Origin of the sequence: Porphyromonas somerae DSM 23386 (assembly GCF_000372405.1) — a bacterium.
Taxonomy (GTDB): domain Bacteria; phylum Bacteroidota; class Bacteroidia; order Bacteroidales; family Porphyromonadaceae; genus Porphyromonas_A; species Porphyromonas_A somerae.
In genome coordinates this window covers 24,171-46,996 of the sequence record NZ_AQVC01000017.1, presented here as the reverse complement: position 1 = coordinate 46,996, position 22,826 = coordinate 24,171, and the positions used below count along the sequence as shown (strand labels likewise).

Genomic DNA, 22,826 nt, shown 5'->3' with positions numbered 1-22,826 from the left:
CCTTAATATGGATAGCTTGTACTAGACAAGCGAGAAAGGACCTCGGAGAGGTCCGATTTGTTGTAGCCCCCGCGTCGGAGGGCAAAGCCCGAACGACCGGGGGAATAGNTATAGGGCACATTATATCGACCCCTTGTGGGTCGGACAATAGGACCTAGGATATCAAAATTAATCCTGGAATAGGTTGTCCGACCCGCAAGGGGTCGTGGATTTTGGTTGTCTTATTTACCCCCATTCATCGGCTCTGCGAGCCTCGAATGGGGGCTACAACAAATCGGACCTCCTACGGAGGTCCTTAACCATAGATACTCAGATGAATACTACTCGACAAGTCTTTTTCTAATGCGTAACCCCTGCCTTATCTCGGTTGAGGACCTACCCGATTGCTGAAATATGGGTATATTTGTGGATATTTTAATCAGCAACACACATATATTATATTGAGCAATATGGAGAGTAAAGAGCAAATCCGAGAGCACCTCTCGGTATATAATAGTAGGACGAGAGCAATAGAGCCCCTTCGACCCAAGCAGTCACCCCACGTGGGAATGTACGTTTGTGGTCCTACCGTTTACGGCGATGCCCACTTGGGGCATGCTCGCCCTGCCATCACCTTTGACCTCCTCTTCCGTTACCTTACCCACTTGGGCTACAAGGTGCGGTACGTGCGCAACATCACCGATGTAGGTCACCTAGAGCATGACGCCGATGAGGGAGAGGATAAGATTCAGAAGAAAGCACGACTAGAGCAGATAGAGCCAATGGAGGTGGTGCAGTACTACCTCACCCGCTACCATAAGGATATGGATCTCCTGAATGTGCTTCCACCCTCTATTGAGCCAATGGCAAGTGGGCATATTATTGAGCAGATTGCTTTAGTGCAGGAGATTCTAGACGCTGGCTATGCCTATGTTTCCAATGGATCGGTCTACTTTGATGTACCTAAGTACAATAAAGATCACCAATATGGCGTACTCTCGGGCCGTAATATTGAGGATATTTTGGAGAATACCCGCAGCCTAGATGGGCAAGAGGAGAAGCGGAGCTCTGTGGACTTTGCCCTTTGGAAAAAAGCAAGTCCAGAGCATATTATGCGTTGGCCTAGCCCTTGGAGCGATGGCTTCCCCGGCTGGCATGCGGAGTGTACGGCGATGGGACGTAAGTACCTTGGCGATGGATTTGATATCCATGGCGGGGGTATGGACTTGATCTTTCCTCACCACGAGTGTGAGATTGCCCAGGCAGTAGCAGCGGAGGGGCACGAGATTGTGCCGGTATGGATGCACAATAATATGATCACCATCAATGGGCAGAAGATGGGCAAGAGCCTAGGCAACTTCATCACATTGGAGCAATTTTTCTCTGGTGAGCATGAGTCGCTAGAGAAGGCGTACGACCCTATGGTGATCCGCTTCTTTATCCTTCAAGCCCATTACCGTTCAACAGTAGACTTTAGCAATGAGGCACTACAAGCATCGGAGAAGGGGCTGGAGCGCCTGATGAGTGCCTACGCTACTTTGGGCAAGCTAAAGCCAGCTAAGCAGGAGACCGAAGTGATGCCCAACTATAGAGAGCAGTGCTACGCGTCGCTTAATGATGACCTCAATAGCCCTAAGGTGATTGCGGAGCTCTTTGATGCCACCCGCAAAATCAATCAGGCGGAGAGTGGTGAGATTGGGCTGACGGCAGAGCAGATAGAGGAGCTCCACCAGCTCTTTGACACCTTCTTCTTCGAGATACTGGGTATGCGACCAGCTGGTGCAGGGGAGTCCTCGGCGCACCTCGAGGCATTTGGCAAGGCGATGGACCTACTTCTGGAGATCCGTCAGGGCGCCAAAGCAGCTAAGGACTGGGCGACCTCGGATAAGATCCGTGATGAGCTGAAGAAGATAGGCTTCGAGATCATGGATGGCAAGGAGGGAAGCACGTGGAGACTCTGACACTCATCACAGGTGGCAGCCGTTCGGGCAAGAGTAGTGAGGCGGAGCGAAGGGCTTTGGCACTTTCGCCTCGCCCCATTTATCTCGCTACGGCTACGGTGCAGGACGAGGAGATGGCCGATAGGGTGCGACGGCATCAGGAGCGGAGGGCCGACAAATGGGAGACCATTGAGGAGCCACTTTGGCTAGGTCGGCTCGACCTTTCGGGCAGGGTGGTACTGGTGGACTGCCTTACCCTATGGACCACCAACGTCTTTTTTCATGTGGGAGAGGACGTGGACAAAGCTCTTGCCTTTATAAAGGAGCAACTTAAGGAGCTTCTTAGCCACCCAGCCACTTATATATTTGTGACGAATGAAATAGGAATGGGTGGAGTCTCGAGCAATGCGATGATGCGGAAGTTTTCCGACCTGCAGGGGTGGGTCAATCAGTATGTAGCCTCACTCTCGGATGAGGTGGTGCTGATGGTTTCGGGTATTCCTTTGAAAATAAAATAAGAGTAGTCAATCATTATGAGACACTTTGAAATTACCCCGCTAGATGAAGCCTTTGGGCAGAAGATGCTGGAGTATATAGATGATATTGCGAAACCAAAGGGCTCGCTGGGGAAGCTGGAGCAGATCGCACGCCAGGTGGCGATGATTCAGGGCACGATACACCCTACTCTAGAGCGGCCACACCATATCCTCTTCTCTGCCGACCACGGCATTGAGCAGGAGGGGGTGAGCAAGTCGCCAAGGGCGGTGACGTGGCAGCAGACGATCAACTTTAAGCGCTCTGGAACGGCGATTGATTACCTCACCCGCCAGCATGATATTGAGTTGGTGGTCGTGGATGCAGGGGTTAATTACGACCTCCCTAAGGAGCTAGGGATTATCGATTGTAAGGTGCGGAAGGGGACCTCTAACTTCCTTCATGAGCCAGCAATGACCCGTGAGGAGGCTGATCAATGTATTGAGGCGGGAGCAAGGCAGGTGGAAATCGCCCACGACAAGGGGTGCAACATCATCTCTTTCGGGGAGATGGGCATCGGTAATACTAGCCCCTCAGCTGTGTGGATGCACCTACTGACAGGGATTTCTCTGCACGACTGTGTCGGATCGGGTAGCGGATTACACGGCGAGGAGATTTCGCACAAGGAGCGGATACTTGCCAAGGCAATTGCTAATGCGCCCAAAGATTTGAGTGCAGAGGAAGTGATGAGATACTTTGGTGGATTTGAGATGGTGATGACGGTGGGGGCGATGCTACGTGCCGCAGAGCTAAAGATGACGATTGTGGTGGATGGCTTCATCATGACTGCCTGTATGCTGATGGCGAGCAAGCTCTCTCCCAACGTACTTCAGTACGCTATATTTGGGCACAAGGGAGATGAGAAGGGACACAGCTTGATACTCAATTACCTCCATGCCGACCCGATCCTTAACCTAGGCATGAAGCTAGGAGAGGGTACTGGAGCAGTTTGTGCCTACCCGATCATCAAGTCGGCGGTGCTGATGCTCTCGGAGATGGCTCTATTTGGCAACACCAATCCTATTGAGAAGTATTTTTAATGAATAAAGTCCGGTACTATACTTACGATATCTTAGCAGCCTTCTCGGCACTGACAAGGCTTCCCATTTGGCGGATAGTCACGATCCCAAAGGAACACTACCAGAGGGTCGTCTACTACTGGAGTGTCGTGGGGTGGCTCACAGGCCCTTTGACCGCGTTGGTAATATTGGGATTAGGGCAGTTTCTCCCAGTCACTCTAGCAGTGACTATAGGGTTTATTTTCCGTATCCTACTCACTGGTGGAATGCACGAAGATGGCCTGATGGACTTCTTTGATGGCTTTGGTGGAGGGCGGACGCGGGAACGAATCCTGGAGATTATGAAGGATAGCCACTCAGGTGCCTACGCAATTATAGGCTTTGTGAGCTATGCAGCCCTTTGGATAGGGCTCCTCGGGTGGATGCCACTAGAGGCAGCCTTTTATACCGTAATGGTAGGAGACCCGATCAGCAAGTTTGTCGCTTCCAACCTGCCACGGCTACTCAAGTATGCTCGGAATGAGGAGAGTGCCAAGATGAAGGTGGTCTATGAGGATCGCCCGCACCGAGGACTCTTTATCCTAGCTGCACATTTTGGTCTTCTACCAATCTCTCAATGGTCGCCTGCTGGATGGTGGATGCTGCTATTCTCGGCCCTCACATTTGGTTTGCTTTACCTCTTGATGAAACGACGGGTCAATGGCTACACGGGCGACTGCCTGGGAGCAACCTTTCTTCTCTGTGAGGTGATGAGCTACTTAGCCGTTTGGATATTTATATTATGAAAGAGTTATTGGTTGTACGACATACTTCGGTGGATGTACCCCAAGGCATTTGCTATGGGGGGACAGATGTGCCACTGCAGCCTACTTTTGCAGAAGAGGCTGAGCTAGTAAGGCAAAGGCTGGAGGGCTATACCCCAGATAGAGTGCTTTCGAGCCCCCTTTCGAGGGCTACTCGGCTTGCCAATGCAATAGGGTACCCTGAAGTGGATACTGATGAGCGACTGCGCGAGCAGCACTTTGGCGCTTGGGAGATGAAAGCTTACGACGAGATAGAGGATCCTCAGCTACTTCGCTGGTATGAAGACTATGTCTATGAGCGGCCGACCGATGGAGAGAGCTTTGCTGAGGTGGTCGATCGGGTGGGGTCGCTACTGGAGGAGCTGAAGGTGAGTAATCACGAAAAAATACTAATATTTGCACATGGAGGTATTCAGATGGCAGTGGGGGCTTACCTAGGTCTGTATGAGCTAATTGACGCACCACAGCACTTCCAAGGCTACGGAAGCGTGATGAAATACCAGCTATAACCTTCTTAAAAGCTACTAAAAGAGGTAAGAGGGGAAAATAGAAAGGGATTACTTAGAAAAAAAAGAGTAACTTTGCGTGAATGTATATCTAGCTTGAGGCATTGAGACCTCAGGAGCTAGGACTAATAGGATATTTGAATGGCGTGATGAGAAGATATAAATGGTATGTGGTTGGTGCCACATTGATATTGACGGCACTGTTATTTTCGGCCTGCCGAAAGGATAATGGACCCCACACGACTCCAATCTATACGGAGTACACCTATCCAGCCTCTATAAAAGCCTCTTTCCCTAAACCTAAACAGAAAGAGGAGAAGGATAAGGACAAAAAGGAGGAGGTGAAGGGGCTACCGAACCTAGACTTCAACATCGACAATAGGGCGATGAGGGTGTGGAATAAGATACCCCTCCCCTACCAGAGCAAGTTTGACTCCCTCGACCTCACAATAGCGGTGACCTCAGAAGCGGTGGTAAAAATCATCAATGAAACCACTCAAAAGGTCACTGTATACGCATCAAATAGGCGTGCCCAGCGAATAGATGCCACAGGAGGTAAGCTCAAACTTACCGTGGAGATCGAAAAGAAGCCAACACTCACCTACGACCTAAGGATACTCACTTATGGTTATGACCCCGACAAGTTCACTTGGACTAAGGAGTCGGCTTCACTGCCTATCGCAGCAGAAGACGCCAAAGTGCTGAAGTACCAGAACCGTATTTTCTGGGTTGCTAGCCTCTCAGATGATTCTAGCAAACTGTATGAGTATGACCTTTCGAATAGCACATTTACCGAAGTGGAAGGAGCTGATATCCCAGTGGACCTACTTCCCTCTAGCATAGTAACAGATGGGAAAAAGCAAGTATGGGCTATCTCTAAGGATCAGAAGCTATATAGCAGCAAAGACCTTAAGTCTTGGCAAGCCCACGACCTCGGGAGTGTAAAAGTCTCTCAGATGATAGGCGAAGCAACTACCATTGATGGGAAGAGCAACCTGCTCGTCATAGGGCACAAGGAGGGCTCAGACCTCTATCAAACCTACACTATCACCTCAAGTGGAGCAGAGCCACAAGGGGTTCTGCCTGAAGGTTTCCCTGTGAAGGAGGCATACGTCTATTCCTACTCACAAGATGGAATCACGGCGATTACACTCTACAGTGGATGGAGAGCTGATAACAAGCCATCGACTAAGAGTTACTTCCTCTCTGGTAGCTTACAATGGGGTGAGACACCTTATCAAAAGGAGAAGAAGGTACTCCCAAATAGTGGTGGTCTCTTCTTGCCAACCGGTAAGGAGGCGGAGCTATTTGTCATCGGAGGGCTCTATGGAGAAGCCAAGCAACCCTCTAGTGAGATCAAAAGAAGTAGTGATAAAGGCATCACGTGGATAGCTCTCCCCAATCAAACAACCGTAGGTGGCGACCTCCTTCCACGTCACTCAGCATCTGGTATCGCGCAGGGAAGTGATAGATCGCTTAATATCTACCTACTTGGAGGGATTATTAATGGAGCACCGAGCCAGGAGATTTGGCATGGTCACCTCGATACTACCGGCGGAATCATCAATAGCTTTAATTGACAAAGTATGATGGAGAGTGCCCTAGCGAAGATAGATAAGGATCGCATCCCTCACCACATTGCAATCATTATGGATGGCAATGGGAGATGGGCTAAGCAACAAGGTAATAAGAGAACCTATGGACACGAGCGTGGGGTAGAAACAGTCAGAACAATCCTAAAGGCTGCCAACGAGCTTGGGGTGAAGACGCTCACGCTATACACCTTTTCGGAGGAGAATTGGAAAAGGCCGCAAGAGGAGGTGGAAACTTTGATGAGGCTACTTGTGACAGCAGTGGACAACGAATTAGAAGAACTGAAGAGCAACAATATACGTCTAGAGGTACTCGGAAATATGGCGGAACTCCCTAAAGAGCCTCGTGAAGCATTACAAATGGCGATAGAGGAGACCGCCTCTAATACTGGTTGCCAGGTAGTATTGGCAATTAACTACTCTGGCAGGTCGGAGCTCATACATGCCGCCAAGCAATTAGTCAAAAAGGGATGCACGGAGATTGATGATAAGCTCTTTGCAGAGAATCTATACCTACCAACGCTGTCGGATCCAGACCTGCTAATTCGCACTGGTGGGGAGTATCGGATTAGCAACTTCCTGCTTTGGCAATTGGCCTATACCGAGCTCTATTTTACCCCCACCTTTTGGCCTGACTTTGGGAAGGAAGAACTATTCAAAGCGATACTTGACTTCCAGCAGAGAGAAAGACGGTTCGGGAAAACAGGCGAGCAGGTAAGTGACAGAAAGATAGAGAGATAAGTATATAATGAGGAAGATGATAATGTGGGGCAAAATAATAGATAAAGCCATGACCATAAAACAACTATACCGACTTGTAGCAGCTGTAACGCTAGGTTGCGTGATGCTACCAAGTCTGCAAGCCCAAGACCACACCGATACACCAGTAGTCTCCTATGCTCGACCTACCAATAAGGTGATAGCAGGAATTGACCTCGTAGGTAATAAAAGCTACGACCGACAAGTGGTGATCAACATCTCTGGGCTCAAGGTGGGGCAAAGGGTTGCCATTCCTGGAGAAGAGATCACCCAAGCGGTGCAAAATTATGTACGCAATGGACTATTTAGCGAAGTAGGTATCTCTGCCTCTAAGATTGAAGGCGACTCGGTATGGCTAACCATCAATATCGCTGAACACCCACGACTCTCTAAGCTACAGATCAATGGCGTAAAGAAGGGCGAAGCAGACGACCTAAAGAAAGGTAAGTTACTCGCTCTACAAGAAGGGGTACAAGCCACTCCTAATATCATCAATCGGGCTGAGATAGAGATTAAGCGCTTCTTTGATGCTAAGGGATTTAGCACGGCAACGGTAGAAAGCCGAACCATCCCCGACCCAGACAAGGAGGGTTTTGTGCAATTGATCTTTGATGTAGAGAAAAACACCAAGACTAAGGTTCAGCAGATCCACTTCTACGGCAATGAAATGCTATCGGACAATCAGCTGAGAAAGGCGATGAAGAAGACCAATGAGCGCTTCAACCTTTTCAAGAACTTCATCCCGAGTATCTTGGAGATCTTTAGCCAAAAGAAGTTTGTGCAAGAGGACTACAAAGCGGATCTCAATAATATCATTGACCTCTACCACGCATACGGATATCGTGATGCTGAAATCATCAAAGATAGCATCTACCGTGCCGATGACAAGCGAATCAATATTGATATACATATCAATGAGGGTAAGAGGTACTACATCAAGGACATTAACTTTGTAGGAAATACCAAGTACACTACTGAGGACTTGGCAAGACTCCTAGATATGGAGAAGGGCGACATCTACGATCAGAAGAAGCTCAAAGAGCGTATGACCACTGACGAGGACGCCATCTACAATATCTACTCTAATAACGGCTACCTCTTTGCCAATATGACCCCTATTGAGACGGAGGTGAAGGGCGACTCAGTGAGCCTAGATATCCGCATCCACGAGGGCAAGCCAGCCACTATCAATAAGGTGATCATCAGTGGAAACGACCACGTATATGAGGAGGTAGTAAGGCGTGAGCTTTACACTAAGCCAGGAATGCTCTTCAATCGCGATTATATCATTCGTACCATGGAGCAGATCAATAACATGGGTCACTTCGACCAAGAAAAGATTGCTCCAGAGATTATCCCTAATGAGGATAGCGGTACCGTAGATATAGCGTGGAACCTTGTACCTAAGAGCAATGACCAAGTGGAGCTTTCTATCGGCTGGAGCCAATCGGGACTGATATTGATGGCGGGATTGAAGTTCAGCAACTTCTCCATGCGAAATCTATTCAACCCCTCCTCCTACAAAGGCTTCCTCCCCAGAGGCGATGGGCAAACCCTTGCACTAAGAGCTCAGACCAATGCTAGATACTATCAGAGCTACAGCATACAGTTTATGGACCCATGGTTTGGTCGTAAGCGTCCGAATATGCTAAGCATCTCCGCCTCCTACAGTAGGCAGACAGATATCAACCGTCGCTATTTCAACAACCAAATGTCTACCCTTCAGCAGTATAACCCATACGGCTATGGAGGTTATGGATATGGCTATGGCGGTTACCCCGGCTACGGCTATGGTGGTTACGGTGGGTATGGTGGCTATGGCTACGGAGGATATGGTGGCTACGGCGGTTATCCAGGTTATGGCTATGGTTATGGCATGATGCAGGAGCAGTATCAAGCCCTGTACGAGAGTGCCTATGACCCTGATAAGACACTGGATATGCTAGGCCTTAGCGTTGCTTATGGCAAGCGACTTACCTGGCCCGATGACCGCTTCCAGTTCCAAGCTGGTATCAACTACACTATGTACCGTATGAAGAATTGGAGCTCTATCTACTACAACTTTGGGATGAGTAATGGTACAGCAAATGATATCAACCTTAGCCTTACCCTATCTCGTAGCTCTATCGACAACCCAATCTACACCAGGATGGGCTCCGACTTTACCCTCAACCTTACCTCTACACTTCCCTACTCTCTCTTTGATGGGAAAGACTACTCCGATCCTAAGCTTTCCGACGCAGACCGCAATAGGTTTATTGAGTACTACAAAATCAAAGGAAAGGGTCAGGTGTACATACCACTTCTGGATCCTTCGGTCAACAAACGCACACCAGTGCTGATGTTTAGTGCCGAGTCGGGTATCATCGGTAGCTACAACGCCAATAAGCGCTCACCATTTGGCACCTACTATATGGGAGGTGACGGTATGAGCGGATATTATACTGGCTATCTCAATGAAATGGTAGGTCTTCGTGGTTACAAGAATGGTAGTATCGCTGGAGGTAGTGGCAGGGGAGCCTACGCCTATAGCAAGTTCTTTATGGAGCTACGCTACCCAGTAGTTTCAGAAAATAGCACCATGATTTGGATCCACACCTTCGCCGAAGCTGGTAATGCGTGGGAGAGAATTCAGGATATGAATCCATTCCAACTTAAACGCTCGGCCGGAATTGGCGTCAGATTTATGCTACCAATGGTAGGATTGATGGGAATCGACTGGGGTTATGGATTTGATAGGCCCGATGGCAGTGGCACAAAGGGAGGGAGCAATATCCACTTTATCCTAGGTCAGCAGTTCTAATCAACTACCTGCAAGTAGTCAATATATTATTCACCATTAGACGAAAGGATTGAATATGAAAAAGAACCTCATAAGACTAATTACCGCCCTAGCAGTGATGGCACTAGCCTTCACAGGAGCAAAAGCACAAGATGCTTCGGCACGCAACTACGCTCTGATAGATATGCAGTATCTCACGGAGCAGATACCACAATACAAGTCGGCCACCGAGGAGATAGAGAAAAAGGCAAAGGAGTGGAACAAAGAGATCAACCAACTCAATGAGCAAGCTAAGCAACTCTATGTCAAATACCAGAAAGACTACGACAAGATGACAGCCGACGACCGTGTAAAGCGTGAGAATGCTATCGTGCAAGTAGAGGAAAAAGCTGCAGAGCTACAGAATAAATACTTCGGCAGAAACGGTGAAGCAATGAAACTACAAGAGAAGCTCATCAAGCCTATCCAAGACAACATCTACCAAGCGGTTAAACTCATCTCAGAGCGTCGTGGTTACCAGATTGTCTTTGATCGTGCTAGCTCAGTAGGTAGCATCATCTACGCCGATCCTAAAGCCGATATTAGTAATGATGTACTCACCGTGCTCGGATACTCAGAATAAATAGGTACATTTGCCAAGAACATAATAAGAGAATATACTAACCCTTATAGAATAAGAATTAGAGATGAAGAAAATTTTAATGACTCTAGTAGCCCTAGTGGCTCTACCACTTGCTATGCTAGCTCAAGAGCAGAAGATAGCAATTGTCGACGTGACCTCGATCATTACACAAATGCCAGAGACAAAGGCAATGCAGACTGAGCTAGACAATCTACTCAAGAAGTACGAGGATACTCACGTAGCAATGCAAGAGGAGTTCCAAAAGAAGTACGAATCTTATGCTGCAGAGCGTGAAGGTTTGCTAGAGACTATCCGCACCCGTCGTGAGCAAGAGCTTCAAGATCTTGCTAAGCGTATTGAGGATCTTCAGCAAGTAGCACAGCAAGACTACCAAAAGAAGCAAGTTGAGCTACTCACCCCTATCCAGAAAAAGGTGCAAGAGGCCATCGCAGCAGTAGGTAATGAAAATAACTACACCTACATCGTTGATGCATCCACAGTGATATTTATGAATAATAGCACAGCCATTGATGCTACTGCCAAGGTAAGAGCCAAGCTAGGGCTATAAACCATTGAAGCATACATAGATAGAGGCTACTCACTACAGTGGGTAGCCTCTATTTCTTTTCCCTTATTACTTGACACCATAAAAATAACTGCTCTAAAATAGTGCTATATCAAAAAAAATGACTAAGTTAGCAAAGTAATCGAGAAACAGTGACTACGAATACTAATAGAATCATAGATAAACCAAAAAAGCCAAAGACATTATGACTAAAACACTTTCATTTAACGAGCTGAGAGCCTTCAAAAACAGTCTTCCTCACGGAACAATCGCTAGAATCGCCGACGAATTAGGCATCGAGGAAGAGACCGTCCGCAACTACTTCGGTGGTAGCAACTTCTCCGAAGGGGAGCCTACCGGTGCACACCTTGAGCCAGGTCCTGATGGAGGGATTGTAGTACTTGACGACCTCACTATTTGGGATAAAGCCAATGAGATCTTGGCTGAGCTGAAGGATTAAGAGCAATCAATAGCCAAAAACTTAAAGGGCGACCTAGGTATCCACCTGAGTCGCCCTTTTTATGTTGAAAAAGTTATTAGAGACTGTTGCACGAAGACGCGCTACAGCATTAAGAATATTCCAAGAAATGCCATAGCCCTGTCGTACCAGAAGGTACGCATTAGGAGAATGTTGAACGAAGTGCCATTCTCGCACATTTGAATCAAATGTGCTGAGACTTTGAACGAAGGATGAGGTGCAAGGCCTGAGGATGAGGGCAAGGTGCACGCAGGGCACCAAGGCCCCACCAGGGGCGCTGGGAGCGTACTAGCGTACATGACCGAGTTCAAATCCCGAAAGCAACGAAGCAGATCGCCTTCGTGCAACAGTCTCATTAGAAGAGCCAAGTCAAAAATCCAGCTAAAATAGGGTTGTAGATACCCCTACGCAACCGACTGTAATTCAATGCCATACAAAACCACTTGCCGAGATGCAACAAAGCAAATGCTTAGTTGCATCTCGGCAATTGCTTAGTTGCAACTCGTCGATTGCTTAGTTGCATCTCAACTTTTACTCTACTAGCATAGAAGTTTTATGAAGGTGACTAAAGATAGTTTTTTGTCCTTGATAAGACTATTTTACGAAGGACTTCAATGGCTCGCCATTCTAGAAGAGTAGTCTATCCCGATACTCCTGAAGATCCTCTCGACATCCTTACCCATAGATACTCCGATGAATACCACTCGACAAGATATTCTAATGTATAACCTCTGCGTCTCCTACCCTTCCAGGTATTAATGTCGGTTATAATACGTAGAGATAGGGGTATTTTTGGTAAGTTTGCCTTTGAGAACTATTTGTTATCCTTAACGAATGAGTAAGAATAAACAAACCAAGTTTGCAGAGCTGGATGCTTTGCCTAACGTGCTTCAGTATCCCTACAAGGTCCTCAAGAGCTTGGAGGGGCGTTTCCCTTATCGTGGGGTGTGGGGCACGAAAGTTTTTGGCAACGACCACCCCATTATTATTGAGCTTGGGTGTGGTAGGGGGGAGTATACAGTGGAGCTCGCCCGCAATCATCCCGAAAACAATTATATCGGCATTGATATCAAAGGGAACCGGATGTGGAGTGGTGCCACCACTGCCCACCGAGAGGGGCTGGGGAATGTGCGTTTCCTACGTGCAGAGATAGAGTCATTGACCTCCTTTTTTGGCGATGGTGAGGTGAGTGAGCTATGGCTCACCTTTCCCGATCCACAGATGCGCAAGGTGCGTAAGCGGCTCACCTCTACCCACTTTTTGATGCAATACAAGCAGATATTACGTAGCCCCAAACTACTCCACCTAAAGACTGATAGCCAGTTCTTATTTACCTATACCTCACTGGTGGCGAAGCACAACGGCCTAGAAGTTTTGGAGTGCTACAAGGATATTGATGAAGAGGTTAGTGAGACCTCAGACCTAAGACGCATTCAAACTTACTACGAGAGTCAGTGGAGGGGAAGGGGCATCTCTATTAAGTATCTGAAAATAGCTTTGGACAATCTTTCACACACTCCTATAGAGCCGACAGAAGAGGTGCCATGGGATAGTTATCGGAGCTATGGTAGAGAAGCACGTAACACAATGAATCAGACGAATCAAAAGATATGAGTAGAATTACAGAACAAAATATATTGGATGCCTTAAAGGCAATTACGTACCCTGGGGAAAATGAAAACATTGTCTCCAGCGGTATGGTGCAGAACGACATAAAGATCGAAGGCAATAAGGTCTCCTTTTCAATCCGATTCAGGAAGGCGAAGGATCCTTTCTATAAGTCAGTGATTAAGACAGCCGAGTCTGTGTTATTGAGCCAGGTGGATGAGTCAATGGAAATAAAAGGAAATATCACACCGATATTTCCTGAGCTTCCACCCACACCGGCAGAGGATAAAATCCTCCCTTATGTGAAGAATGTTGTAGCCATTCATAGTGGTAAAGGCGGTGTAGGTAAGAGCACGGTGACCTCCAACCTAGCAGTCTCTTTGGCCAAAGCAGGGTATAAAGTGGGTCTGCTAGATGCCGATATCTATGGTCCTTCTATCCCTCGGATGCTTCACTTGGAGGGGAGCCGTCCCGTCCTGGTAGAAGTGGATGGCAAGGAGCTGATTGACCCCCCAGTAAAATATGGGGTAAAGGTGCTCTCCATAGGTTTTTTCGTGAATAAGGAGGATGCTATTGTGTGGCGAGGGACGATGGCTTCGAATGCGATGGGGCAATTGATTAGAGAGGGCAATTGGGGTGAGCTAGACTATCTGCTAATTGACCTACCTCCAGGCACCTCTGATATCCACCTATCCCTTATTCAGATGCTAGGGCTAACCGGTGTGGTGGTGGTGACCACTCCGCAGAATGTAGCCACCGATGATGCCCGAAAAGGAATCAGTATGTTTCGTGACGAGAAGATCAATGTGCCCATCCTCGGTGTGGTGGAAAATATGTCGTGGTTTACTCCAGCCGAGTTGCCACAAAATAGATACTATATCTTTGGCAAGGATGGGGGTAAGATAATGGCTGAAGAACTTGGTGTGAAGCTACTAGGGCAGATACCACTCGTACAGAGTGTACGGGAGGCAGCAGACAGTGGCGATCCGATTGCCACTAGAGATGATGCGATTATGGGCATCGCTTTTCACAACCTTGCCGATAATTTAGTCGCTGCCGTGGAAGCGAGGAACTCGGAGTTTCCCCCTACATCAAAGGTGGAAATCACTCATAGATAAAGCAAACACAATAGTAATACACACACATATATAAATAAAGAATCCAATGCCAACAGTTGATACAGCCATACGAGGGACGAATCCCTTGAGACGCTTTACCAAATGGATCGGAGGAATTAATCCCTCTGTCTTTATGTTTTCCGCAGCAATATTGGCCATCATATTTGCCAATTCATCTCTATCGGGGCTCTACACACGCATTCTGGATGCTCCAGTTAATCTAGAGATTGGAGGCTATAAGTTTTTCCAAGTTCATGGCCGTACCATGACCCTCACGGAGTTTATCAATGATGCCTTGATGGTGCTCTTTTTCTTTAGTGTAGGACTAGAGATTAAGCGAGAAATGGTCAATGGCTCCCTCAGCTCCGTGCGGAAAGCGATGCTACCAACGCTTGCTGCATGCGGTGGTATCATTATGCCGGTGCTACTATTCTTGGCGATAGAAAATCAAGACCCTATCGCCCTGAGAGGTGTGACTATACCTATGGCTACAGATATTGCCTTTTCGCTAGCAGTACTCGGGCTACTGGGAAAACGTGTGCCAGTGACACTCAAGCTATTCTTGATGGCGTTGGCGGTGGTAGATGATATCGCAGGCATACTAGTAATCGCTATCTTCTACTCATCTGGAATTCAGTGGATCCCCTTGGCATTGGGTATAGCGACCATTATCATCGCCTACCTCTTCTCTAAAAATGGAGTGACTAAGAGCTCGACCTACTATATCCTTCTATTTATTGTGTGGACCTTCTTTATGCACTCTGGTATCCACTCCACGATTGCGGGGGTGCTGCTCGCCCTAGTTATTCCACATAAGCCAACGATTCATCCAAAAGATCTTGAGGAGGATATGAAGCGACTGGATATCCATGTGGCGACATCAAAACAGGAGGGCTATGTACAAAAAGATTTTCTTGATGACGACTACATAGGTGATATGCAGGTGACTCAAAGAAGAATACAACGCACCATCTCACCAGTGCAGATTATGGAGCACGAGGTATCGCCTTGGGTGCATTACCTGGTGTTGCCACTATTTGCCTTCTCCAACTCAGGTATCGCTTTTGGGGAAATGACAGGTTCGGCTGCGATAGGTGTAGCAATTGCCGTTGCAGTGGGTCTTTTCGTCGGGAAGACAATTGGTATATTCGGTTTCACTTTCCTAGCTACCAAGCTAAGACTAGTAAAGCTGACCCCAGGGGTCACCTACGCCAATGTATTTGGCATATCGATATTTGGTGGTATTGGCTTTACCGTTTCTCTTTTCCTTGCAGCTCTGGCTTATCAAGGGATAGGAGCAGAAGCGACTGAATACCTCAATATGGCTAAGCTGGGTATTATTGTCGGCACTGTGGTATCAGGCATTGTGGGGGTATTGGCACTCAGTGCTATCCTTAAATGGGAGGCGAAAAAGGGACGAGGGGCGGCAAGCCAAGAGTACAAGGAATACCTAGCAAGCAATAATTAATTATCAACAAGTTATATCAACAAGTTAAAAGTATATTTTATGGCATTTTTTGAAGAGTTTAAGGAGTTCGTATCTAGAGGCAATGTGCTAGATATGGCTGTCGGTGTAGTCATCGGCGGTGCTTTTGGTAAGATCGTATCATCGGTAGTGAATGATATAATAATGCCACCTATCGGTTTACTTCTTGGCGGAGTAGACTTTACAGACTTGAAAATAGTGCTACAGCATGAGAAGCTCAATGAGCTGGGCGAGGTTATTCAGCCACTTGTGACCTTAAATTATGGTTCATTCATACAGACGGTTGTAGACTTTCTAATCATTGCATTTGCGATCTTTACGATGGTGAAAGGAATTAATCAGCTGAAGAGAGCTGTGGAGGAGGAGAAGCCAAAAGAGCCAGAGAAGCCAGCAGCTAAGCCCGATGATGTAGTCCTTCTTGAGGAGATTAGAGACTTACTTAAGAAGCAATAAGACCGACTATAATTCTATCACAAAGTTGCCACAATTCACCACTCGGTGTTGTGGCAACTTTTTATTTTGGACAACTCGTCACAATACTATAGTCCATTAAACCTCCCAAATCGTTATAGACAAATACATTATATTCAACTGATAATCAACAACTATAGTAGCTACAACATACAATATATACTTCTTTCGCACAAATATAATGGTTAATTCTGGTCAACTTGTGAGATAATTCGGTTATCTTTGTTTGCAAAAATGGAGAACGCTTCAATGCTTATCTTTCATACACTTGACTGACTTACTAGGTTTTAATAGCCTATAATTAGATATAAACATATAGCACCAAATGGAAAAGAAGTATTACACCTTTGATGAAGCCTATAAAGCTACTCTGGAGTACTTTAAGGGCGATGAGCTTGCCACAAAAGTGTGGTGCTCTAAGTATGCACTAAAAGATGGGAAGGGGAGGCTACTAGAGTGCACGCCTACCGATATGCACCATCGTATTGCCTCTGAGATTGCTCGTATCGAGGCTAAGTACCCCAACCCCCTTAGCGAGGAGAAGATCTTTGAGCTAATGGACCACTTCAAGTATGTTGTGCCACAAGGAAGTCCTATGACTGGGATTGGCAATAACTTCCAAGTGGCGTCGCTCTCCAATTGCTTTGTGATTGGTATGGACGGACCTAGCGATAGCTATGGCGGTATATTCAAGATGGACGAGGAGCAAGTGCAGCTGATGAAGCGACGTGGTGGCGTTGGTCAAGACCTTTCCTATATACGTCCTGCGGGTTCACCTGTAAAGAATTCTGCACTGACCTCTACGGGTCTTGCCTCCTTTATGAATAGGTACTCCAACTCCACTCGTGAGGTAGCTCAGGATGGGCGCCGTGGAGCTTTGATGCTATCTGTCTCTATTCAGCACCCCGATAGTGAGTCTTTCATTGATGCAAAGCTTGAGGAGGGCAAGATCACTGGCGCCAACATTTCGGTCCGCATCAGCGACGAATTTATGAGGGCTGTGGTGGAGGATGGAGAGTACACACTACAATACCCGATTGAGGTAAGCGATCCGAAAGTAAAGAGGACTATCAAAGCCCGTGAATTGTGGAATAAAATCATCCACAACGCATGGAAGAGTGCCGAGCCAGGAGTGCTATTCTGGGATACGATCATTAGGGAGTCACTGCCCGATTGCTATGCCGACTTAGGGTTCAAGACCATCTCTACCAATCCCTGTGGAGAGATTCCTCTTTGCCCTTATGATAGCTGCCGTCTATTAGCCATTAATCTTTATGGATACGTTGAGAATCCATTTACAGATAAAGCAAAGTTCAATTTTGATCTTTTCAAAGAGCACATTGGATATGCCCAAAGGATCATGGACGACATTATCGACCTCGAGAGCGAAAAGATCGATGAAATCATTAAGAAGATTGAAAGCGACCCCGAGGGTGACGATATCAAGCGTACTGAGATGGAGCTTTGGCAAAAAATCAGACGTAAGACTTTGATGGGACGCCGTACAGGACTAGGTATTACTGGAGAAGGGGATATGTTGGCTGCCCTGGGCTTACGCTATGGCACAGAAGAGGCCACCGAGCATGCAGTGAAGGTACAAAAGACCTTGGCTTTGAGCGCTTATGAAAGCTCCGTTAATATGGCTAAGGAGCGTGGGGCTTTTGAGATCTATGATGCCAAGCGTGAGGCTAATAATCCGATGATGCTGCGTATTAAGGCGGCTGATCCTAAGCTATACGACAACATGGTGAAGTATGGTCGTCGCAACATCGCTTGCCTCACCATTGCACCTACTGGCTCCACCAGTATTATGACTCAAACCACCTCCGGCATTGAGCCAGTGTTTATGCCTGTATACAAGAGACGCCGTAAAGTCAATAGTAATGAGCTAGAAAATTCCAAGCCCACCTTCGTTGATGAGATGGGCGACCAGTGGGAGGAGTACATCGTGTACCACCACCACTTCAAGACTTGGATGAAGGCTAATGGCTATGACCCTGATAAAGACTATAGCCAGGAAGAGATAGATGACCTTGTAGCAAAGTCGCCTTATTACAAGGCTACCTCCAACGACGTTGACTGGGTGGCCAAGGTCCGTATGCAAGGTCAGATGCAGAAGTGGGTGGACCACTCTATTAGCGTTACCGTGAACCTTCCTAATGATGTAGATGAAGCACTCGTGAATGAGCTTTACATTACTGCTTGGAGTGAGGGCTGCAAGGGCTGTACTATCTATCGTGATGGGTCGAGGACTGGAGTATTGGTCGCTGCGGAGCCTAAGAAAAAGAGCACCCCAGCCGAAGCAGAGGATACTACCTCCATTCCATTCAAAATGCCACAAAAGCGTCCTACCGAGCTAGAGGCCGACATTGTTCGCTTCCAAAATAATAAAGAGAAGTGGATCGCCTTCATCGGTCTAGTAGATGGTCGCCCCTACGAGATCTTTACCGGTATCGACGATGAGGATGAGGGGCTTTATATCCCCAAGCGCATCAATAAGGGCTTAATCATCAAGGCTTATGACCCTGATGGCACCAAGCACTACGACTTCCAGTATAGCAATAAGAGAGGGCTCAAGGTGACTTGTGAAGCACTCGACACTAAGTTCAATCCAGAGTTCTGGAATTACGCCAAGCTAATCAGTGGAGTACTTCGCTACGGAATGCCTATTGACCAGGTGATTGCACTAGTACAAGGAATGGAGCTCAATGATGAGTCCATCAACACTTGGAAAAATGGTGTTGAGCGTGCACTTCGCAAGTATGTCGCTACAGGTCAAAAAGCAACTGGGCAGAAATGCCCCAACTGCGGTTCAGAAGATTTGGTCTACCAAGAGGGTTGCCTTATCTGTCAAAACTGCGGTAACTCCAAGTGCGGTTGATCGCATTCAGCAAATATCATTGTAAATGAAAGTAGTTGGTTCATTCAGAGATCCTATCTGATGAACCAACTATCTTTATTTTATAGCATTCAATGTAAATAAAGCTCAACATCCATATTGAGAGGAGAAAATCTCAAGATTTATATATAAATTTGTGCCAATGATAAGTGGGGGAAGGCAACTAGTAGAATAGTAATCAGTAAATAACATAATGATTTAAGTGATGAACAAAACAATTCAAGTATGGATTAGTGCTTTACTAATCGCACTGCTGAGTGGCTTTTCAGTCGCTTCAGCCCAAGATCAAGTAGCACCACTTCCTATTGACAAAGATGTGCGAGTTGGCAAGCTACCAAATGGGCTTACCTACTTTATTCGCCACAACCAACAGCCTAAAGAGCGTGCCAACTTCTATATCGTGCAGCGTGTAGGCTCAATGCAGGAGGAAGACAACCAATCAGGATTGGCACACTTCCTAGAGCATATGGCATTTAATGGCTCTCGCCACTTTGCTGGTAAAGGGATGATCAATTACCTTGAGAGTATCGGCGTGAAATTCGGTGCTGAGCTCAATGCATATACTTCTTTTGAGGAGACAAGGTACACCATTATGGATGCACCCGTGAGCGACACCTCAGTTATTGATTCTTGCGTCTTGATCCTAAGAGATTGGAGCGATGGCATTGCACTTCTTGACGAAGAAATCGACAACGAGCGCGGTGTGATCCAAGAGGAGTGGCGACAGAGCGAAGATGGCAACATGCGTACCATGACCACCATGCTCAAGAAGACCTTCCCCGACCTTCGTTATGGCCACAGACTTCCTATCGGAAGCATGGATGTTATTCGCAACTTTACCTACCAAGAGCTACGTGACTACTACCACAAGTGGTATCGTCCCGATCTTCAAGGATTGGTCATTGTAGGTGATGTAGATGTGGATTATGTAGAGCAAAAGATCAAAGATACTTTTGCAGATATGCCGGCTCCAGTTAATCCTGCTGAGCGCGTGTATTTAGAGGTTCCAGATCGTGAAGCGCCCATTGGTATTGTGGTGACAGATCCTGAGACCACTCGGACTATGATCTCATTCTCCTACTCCACCGATGCACTTCCAAGAGAGCTAAAGGCATCTGCAGTAGGGCCTGCAATGAATTATGTCACTTCCATCATCACGAGCATGATGAATGACCGCTTCACCGACATTGCCCACAAACCCAATGCACCATTTGTGTATGCAGGGATGTCCATGGGCTCTGTGATGGGATTTGTTCCTACTGAAGACGAAGCCAGCTTCATCGCGATCGCTCACGAAGGGCGTACCGAGGAGGCACTTAATGCCATTGTTGCCGAGATGAAGCGTGCCAAGGAGTACGGCTTCACAGCAGCCGAGTATGAGCGTGCCAAGGCAGACTTGATCAGTACATACGAAAACCTTCTGAATTCAAAGGATAACCGTACCAATACCTCCTACGCCGATGAGTATAGCGACTACTTCACCAAGGGTGGCTATATCCCTGGAATTGAGGTAGAGTATCAATTGATGAATAACCTTGCTCAAGGCTTTACTTTAGAGCTCATCAATCAGTATTACCAGCAGTATACAGAGCCTAAGAACCTAGTGGTTACCCTTATGGCTCCTGAAAAGGAGGGGGTTAAATACCCTACAGAGGCTGAGCTGCTAGAGCAATACAATAAAGCACTCCAGCAAGAGGTTGAAGCCTACACAGATGAGTTTGCTGGCGTAGAGCTGATGGAAAATCTACCAGAGCCAGGCAAGCTTCTTTCAGAGCAAACAGGCCTTAAGTTTGGTGCTACCTTGTGGACATTCAGCAATGGGGCAAAGGTATATGTACTTCCTACCGACTATAAGAAAAATGATATTCGCATCTATGGCGTAAGCCACGGTGGATATCTACAGTATGCCAACGAAATAGGTAGCATCAATACCCGTGCCTCAAGGCAATACGCCACTATTGGTGGGCTTGATAAGTTTAGTGCTACAGATCTGATGAAGGTATTGGCTGGTAAGGTAGCTACTTCCAACACAGGTGTATCCGAAGTCAAGGAGTGGGTCAATGGTTCATCATCAGATAAGGATATTGAGACGATGTTCCAGCTTGTATATCTCAATATGACCTCTCTCAGGAGCGATACCGAGGCGTTTGAGTCAGCCATCGAAAAGTCAAAAGCAATGCTCAAGGCAAGTGCTGCTGACCCTCTAACTGCTTTCTGGGATAACACTTCACGACTTATCTACCCAGATAACGACCTCACTTATAAGCTACAAGCCGAAGATCTAGATCAGATAGACTATGCGAAGATGCTAGAAGCTTACAAGGCTCGGTTTGCCAATGCAAGTGACTTCACCTTCTTCCTCGTTGGTAGCTTTGACCAAGAAAAGGTACTACCTCTAGTAGCTCGCTACATTGGTGGTCTACCAGGCAATCATACCGTAGAGCCCGACCAGTCGTCAAAGGCTTTTGCCAAAGCCAAGAATAGCCACCAAGAGAAAATGGAGCTAAAGGCAACAACCCCTATGGGACTTTCACTAGGTCTATTTGTGAAAGACGGTACTTATGAGTTGAAGGAGAATATGATTATCGATATCCTTGGCGAGGTACTCAGCCAGCAGTTCTTCAAGAGTATCCGCGAAGACGAGGGTGGCACTTATGGAGTAGCTGTACAGAGCAATACCAGCAGAGCGCCAAAGGGCGAAGAGTCTTTGCTCGTATTCTTCCAGACCAATCCTGAGCAACTCGACCACCTCAATGCTAAGGTAAAGAGCGAGCTCAATCAGATTGCTGAGGGTTCCATCAATATCGACGAGTACTTCAATAAGACCGTCCTCAATATGAAGAAGGGCTACGAGCAAAATCAAAGAGAGAATAGCTACTGGATGAATATCCTTGTAGACTACTACTTCAATAACGACAATGCCTACGACAATTATCTTGAGACACTTGATAGCATCACTATTGATGATATACGCAATGCGTTGAAGGATATTCTTGCCAACGGCCGTTACCTAGAGCAGATCGGTGTCACTGTAGAGAAATAAGCGACACCCCCATATATAATGCAGATAAAGCTCGGCTGGCACATACCAGTCGAGCTTTATTTGTTTTGGGACTTTGTACCAAGGCGATCTAAGGAAATACTTTGCCCACTACTAGCACTTTAAGTCTATTCTATGGGCCTTCATAAACTAATGGGGTATGAGGGCAAAAGTTGAGTTGCAACTAAGCATTTGCCGAGATGCAACTAAGCATTTGCTGAGATGCAACTAAGCAATCGGCGAGATGCAACTAAACTTTTGCTGAGTTGCATCTAAAGCAAGCACCAATTTATAATACTGAATTTCAGCACATTACAATTCTGCTTTTAGCACCCTCATTATTACACGAGAATGACGCACGAAGTGAGGTTTTTACACGATAGCACTCGGCTCGCTTATTAGTGGTAGAACGCTTTGATAGGATATGCCATCAATGGTCCGTCCCCTCAGCCGGGGTCGTAAGGTGGTGGGGGATACCTTCTTAATCCTCTAGTCGTTCGGGGCTTTGCGCCTCCGACTAGGGGGTAAGGGTAACCAACTACCCAACCCCACGACCTCCCCTTGTGGGAGGTCGGACAACCCTATCTAGGTCTGTCCCCTCAAGGCACCCCATGACAATTTGTAG

At 46.9% G+C, this 22,826-nt stretch carries 17 protein-coding genes; all 17 read left to right on the top strand.

The features are described from left to right. Nucleotides 1-449: 449 nt before the first annotated feature. The 17 genes from cysS (at nucleotide 450) to A3GK_RS0104675 (ending at nucleotide 22,204) form a co-directional block, all read left to right on the top strand. Nucleotides 450-1,940 carry a cysteine--tRNA ligase gene (gene cysS, locus A3GK_RS0104755; RefSeq protein ID WP_018028333.1) on the top strand — a complete coding sequence of 497 codons (1,491 nt, stop codon included), beginning with the start codon at nucleotides 450-452 and terminating at the stop codon, nucleotides 1,938-1,940. Further along, entirely contained in the window at nucleotides 1,928-2,437 is a 510-nt protein-coding gene (gene cobU, locus A3GK_RS0104750) for a bifunctional adenosylcobinamide kinase/adenosylcobinamide-phosphate guanylyltransferase (protein ID WP_018028332.1), read from the top strand. Before cysS ends, cobU begins: the two co-directional genes overlap by 13 nt. 15 nt (nucleotides 2,438-2,452) lie before the next feature. Further along, nucleotides 2,453-3,493 carry a nicotinate-nucleotide--dimethylbenzimidazole phosphoribosyltransferase gene (gene cobT / locus A3GK_RS0104745; protein WP_018028331.1) on the top strand — a complete coding sequence of 347 codons (1,041 nt, stop codon included), beginning with the start codon at nucleotides 2,453-2,455 and terminating at the stop codon, nucleotides 3,491-3,493. After that, nucleotides 3,493-4,257 (top strand): adenosylcobinamide-GDP ribazoletransferase, encoded by a 765-nt coding sequence (locus tag A3GK_RS0104740; protein ID WP_018028330.1) that lies wholly within the window; start codon nucleotides 3,493-3,495, stop codon nucleotides 4,255-4,257. The genes cobT and A3GK_RS0104740 overlap by 1 nt, the downstream gene beginning before the upstream one ends. Next, nucleotides 4,254-4,784 (top strand): alpha-ribazole phosphatase family protein, encoded by a 531-nt coding sequence (cobC, locus tag A3GK_RS0104735; RefSeq protein WP_018028329.1) that lies wholly within the window; start codon nucleotides 4,254-4,256, stop codon nucleotides 4,782-4,784. The genes A3GK_RS0104740 and cobC overlap by 4 nt, the downstream gene beginning before the upstream one ends. Before the next feature lie 146 nt (nucleotides 4,785-4,930). Beyond that, nucleotides 4,931-6,361, top strand: a complete 1,431-nt coding sequence (locus tag A3GK_RS0104730; RefSeq protein ID WP_018028328.1) for a DUF6242 domain-containing protein — start codon at nucleotides 4,931-4,933, stop codon at nucleotides 6,359-6,361. 6 nt (nucleotides 6,362-6,367) lie between these two features. After that, the gene (locus A3GK_RS0104725) at nucleotides 6,368-7,114 is read left to right on the top strand and encodes an isoprenyl transferase (protein ID WP_018028327.1); all 747 of its coding nucleotides are present in this window, start codon (nucleotides 6,368-6,370) and stop codon (nucleotides 7,112-7,114) included. Between the two features lie 103 nt (nucleotides 7,115-7,217). Continuing rightward, nucleotides 7,218-9,935, top strand: coding sequence for an outer membrane protein assembly factor BamA (gene bamA / locus A3GK_RS0104720; RefSeq protein WP_018028326.1), 2,718 nt, complete (start codon nucleotides 7,218-7,220; stop codon nucleotides 9,933-9,935). A gap of 55 nt (nucleotides 9,936-9,990) precedes the next feature. Continuing rightward, entirely contained in the window at nucleotides 9,991-10,536 is a 546-nt protein-coding gene (locus A3GK_RS0104715) for an OmpH family outer membrane protein (protein ID WP_018028325.1), read from the top strand. 64 nt (nucleotides 10,537-10,600) lie between these two features. Further along, entirely contained in the window at nucleotides 10,601-11,104 is a 504-nt protein-coding gene (locus tag A3GK_RS0104710) for an OmpH family outer membrane protein (RefSeq protein ID WP_021902866.1), read from the top strand. A gap of 202 nt (nucleotides 11,105-11,306) precedes the next feature. Next, nucleotides 11,307-11,561, top strand: a complete 255-nt coding sequence (locus A3GK_RS0104705) for a hypothetical protein (protein ID WP_018028323.1) — start codon at nucleotides 11,307-11,309, stop codon at nucleotides 11,559-11,561. 852 nt (nucleotides 11,562-12,413) lie between these two features. Continuing rightward, nucleotides 12,414-13,193, top strand: a complete 780-nt coding sequence (trmB, locus tag A3GK_RS0104700) for a tRNA (guanosine(46)-N7)-methyltransferase TrmB (protein ID WP_018028322.1) — start codon at nucleotides 12,414-12,416, stop codon at nucleotides 13,191-13,193. Continuing rightward, nucleotides 13,190-14,305, top strand: a complete 1,116-nt coding sequence (locus A3GK_RS0104695; protein WP_018028321.1) for an Mrp/NBP35 family ATP-binding protein — start codon at nucleotides 13,190-13,192, stop codon at nucleotides 14,303-14,305. The genes trmB and A3GK_RS0104695 overlap by 4 nt, the downstream gene beginning before the upstream one ends. A gap of 46 nt (nucleotides 14,306-14,351) precedes the next feature. Continuing rightward, nucleotides 14,352-15,773, top strand: coding sequence for a Na+/H+ antiporter NhaA (gene nhaA, locus A3GK_RS10455; RefSeq protein WP_051052306.1), 1,422 nt, complete (start codon nucleotides 14,352-14,354; stop codon nucleotides 15,771-15,773). 39 nt (nucleotides 15,774-15,812) lie between these two features. Then, complete coding sequence (gene mscL, locus A3GK_RS0104685) at nucleotides 15,813-16,244, top strand: large-conductance mechanosensitive channel protein MscL (protein ID WP_018028319.1); 432 nt, start codon at nucleotides 15,813-15,815, stop codon at nucleotides 16,242-16,244. A gap of 343 nt (nucleotides 16,245-16,587) precedes the next feature. After that, complete coding sequence (locus A3GK_RS0104680) at nucleotides 16,588-19,143, top strand: adenosylcobalamin-dependent ribonucleoside-diphosphate reductase (RefSeq protein ID WP_018028318.1); 2,556 nt, start codon at nucleotides 16,588-16,590, stop codon at nucleotides 19,141-19,143. A 223-nt stretch (nucleotides 19,144-19,366) separates the two neighbouring features. Continuing rightward, the gene (locus A3GK_RS0104675; protein WP_018028317.1) at nucleotides 19,367-22,204 is read left to right on the top strand and encodes a M16 family metallopeptidase; all 2,838 of its coding nucleotides are present in this window, start codon (nucleotides 19,367-19,369) and stop codon (nucleotides 22,202-22,204) included. The last annotated feature ends 622 nt before the right edge of the window (nucleotides 22,205-22,826 follow it).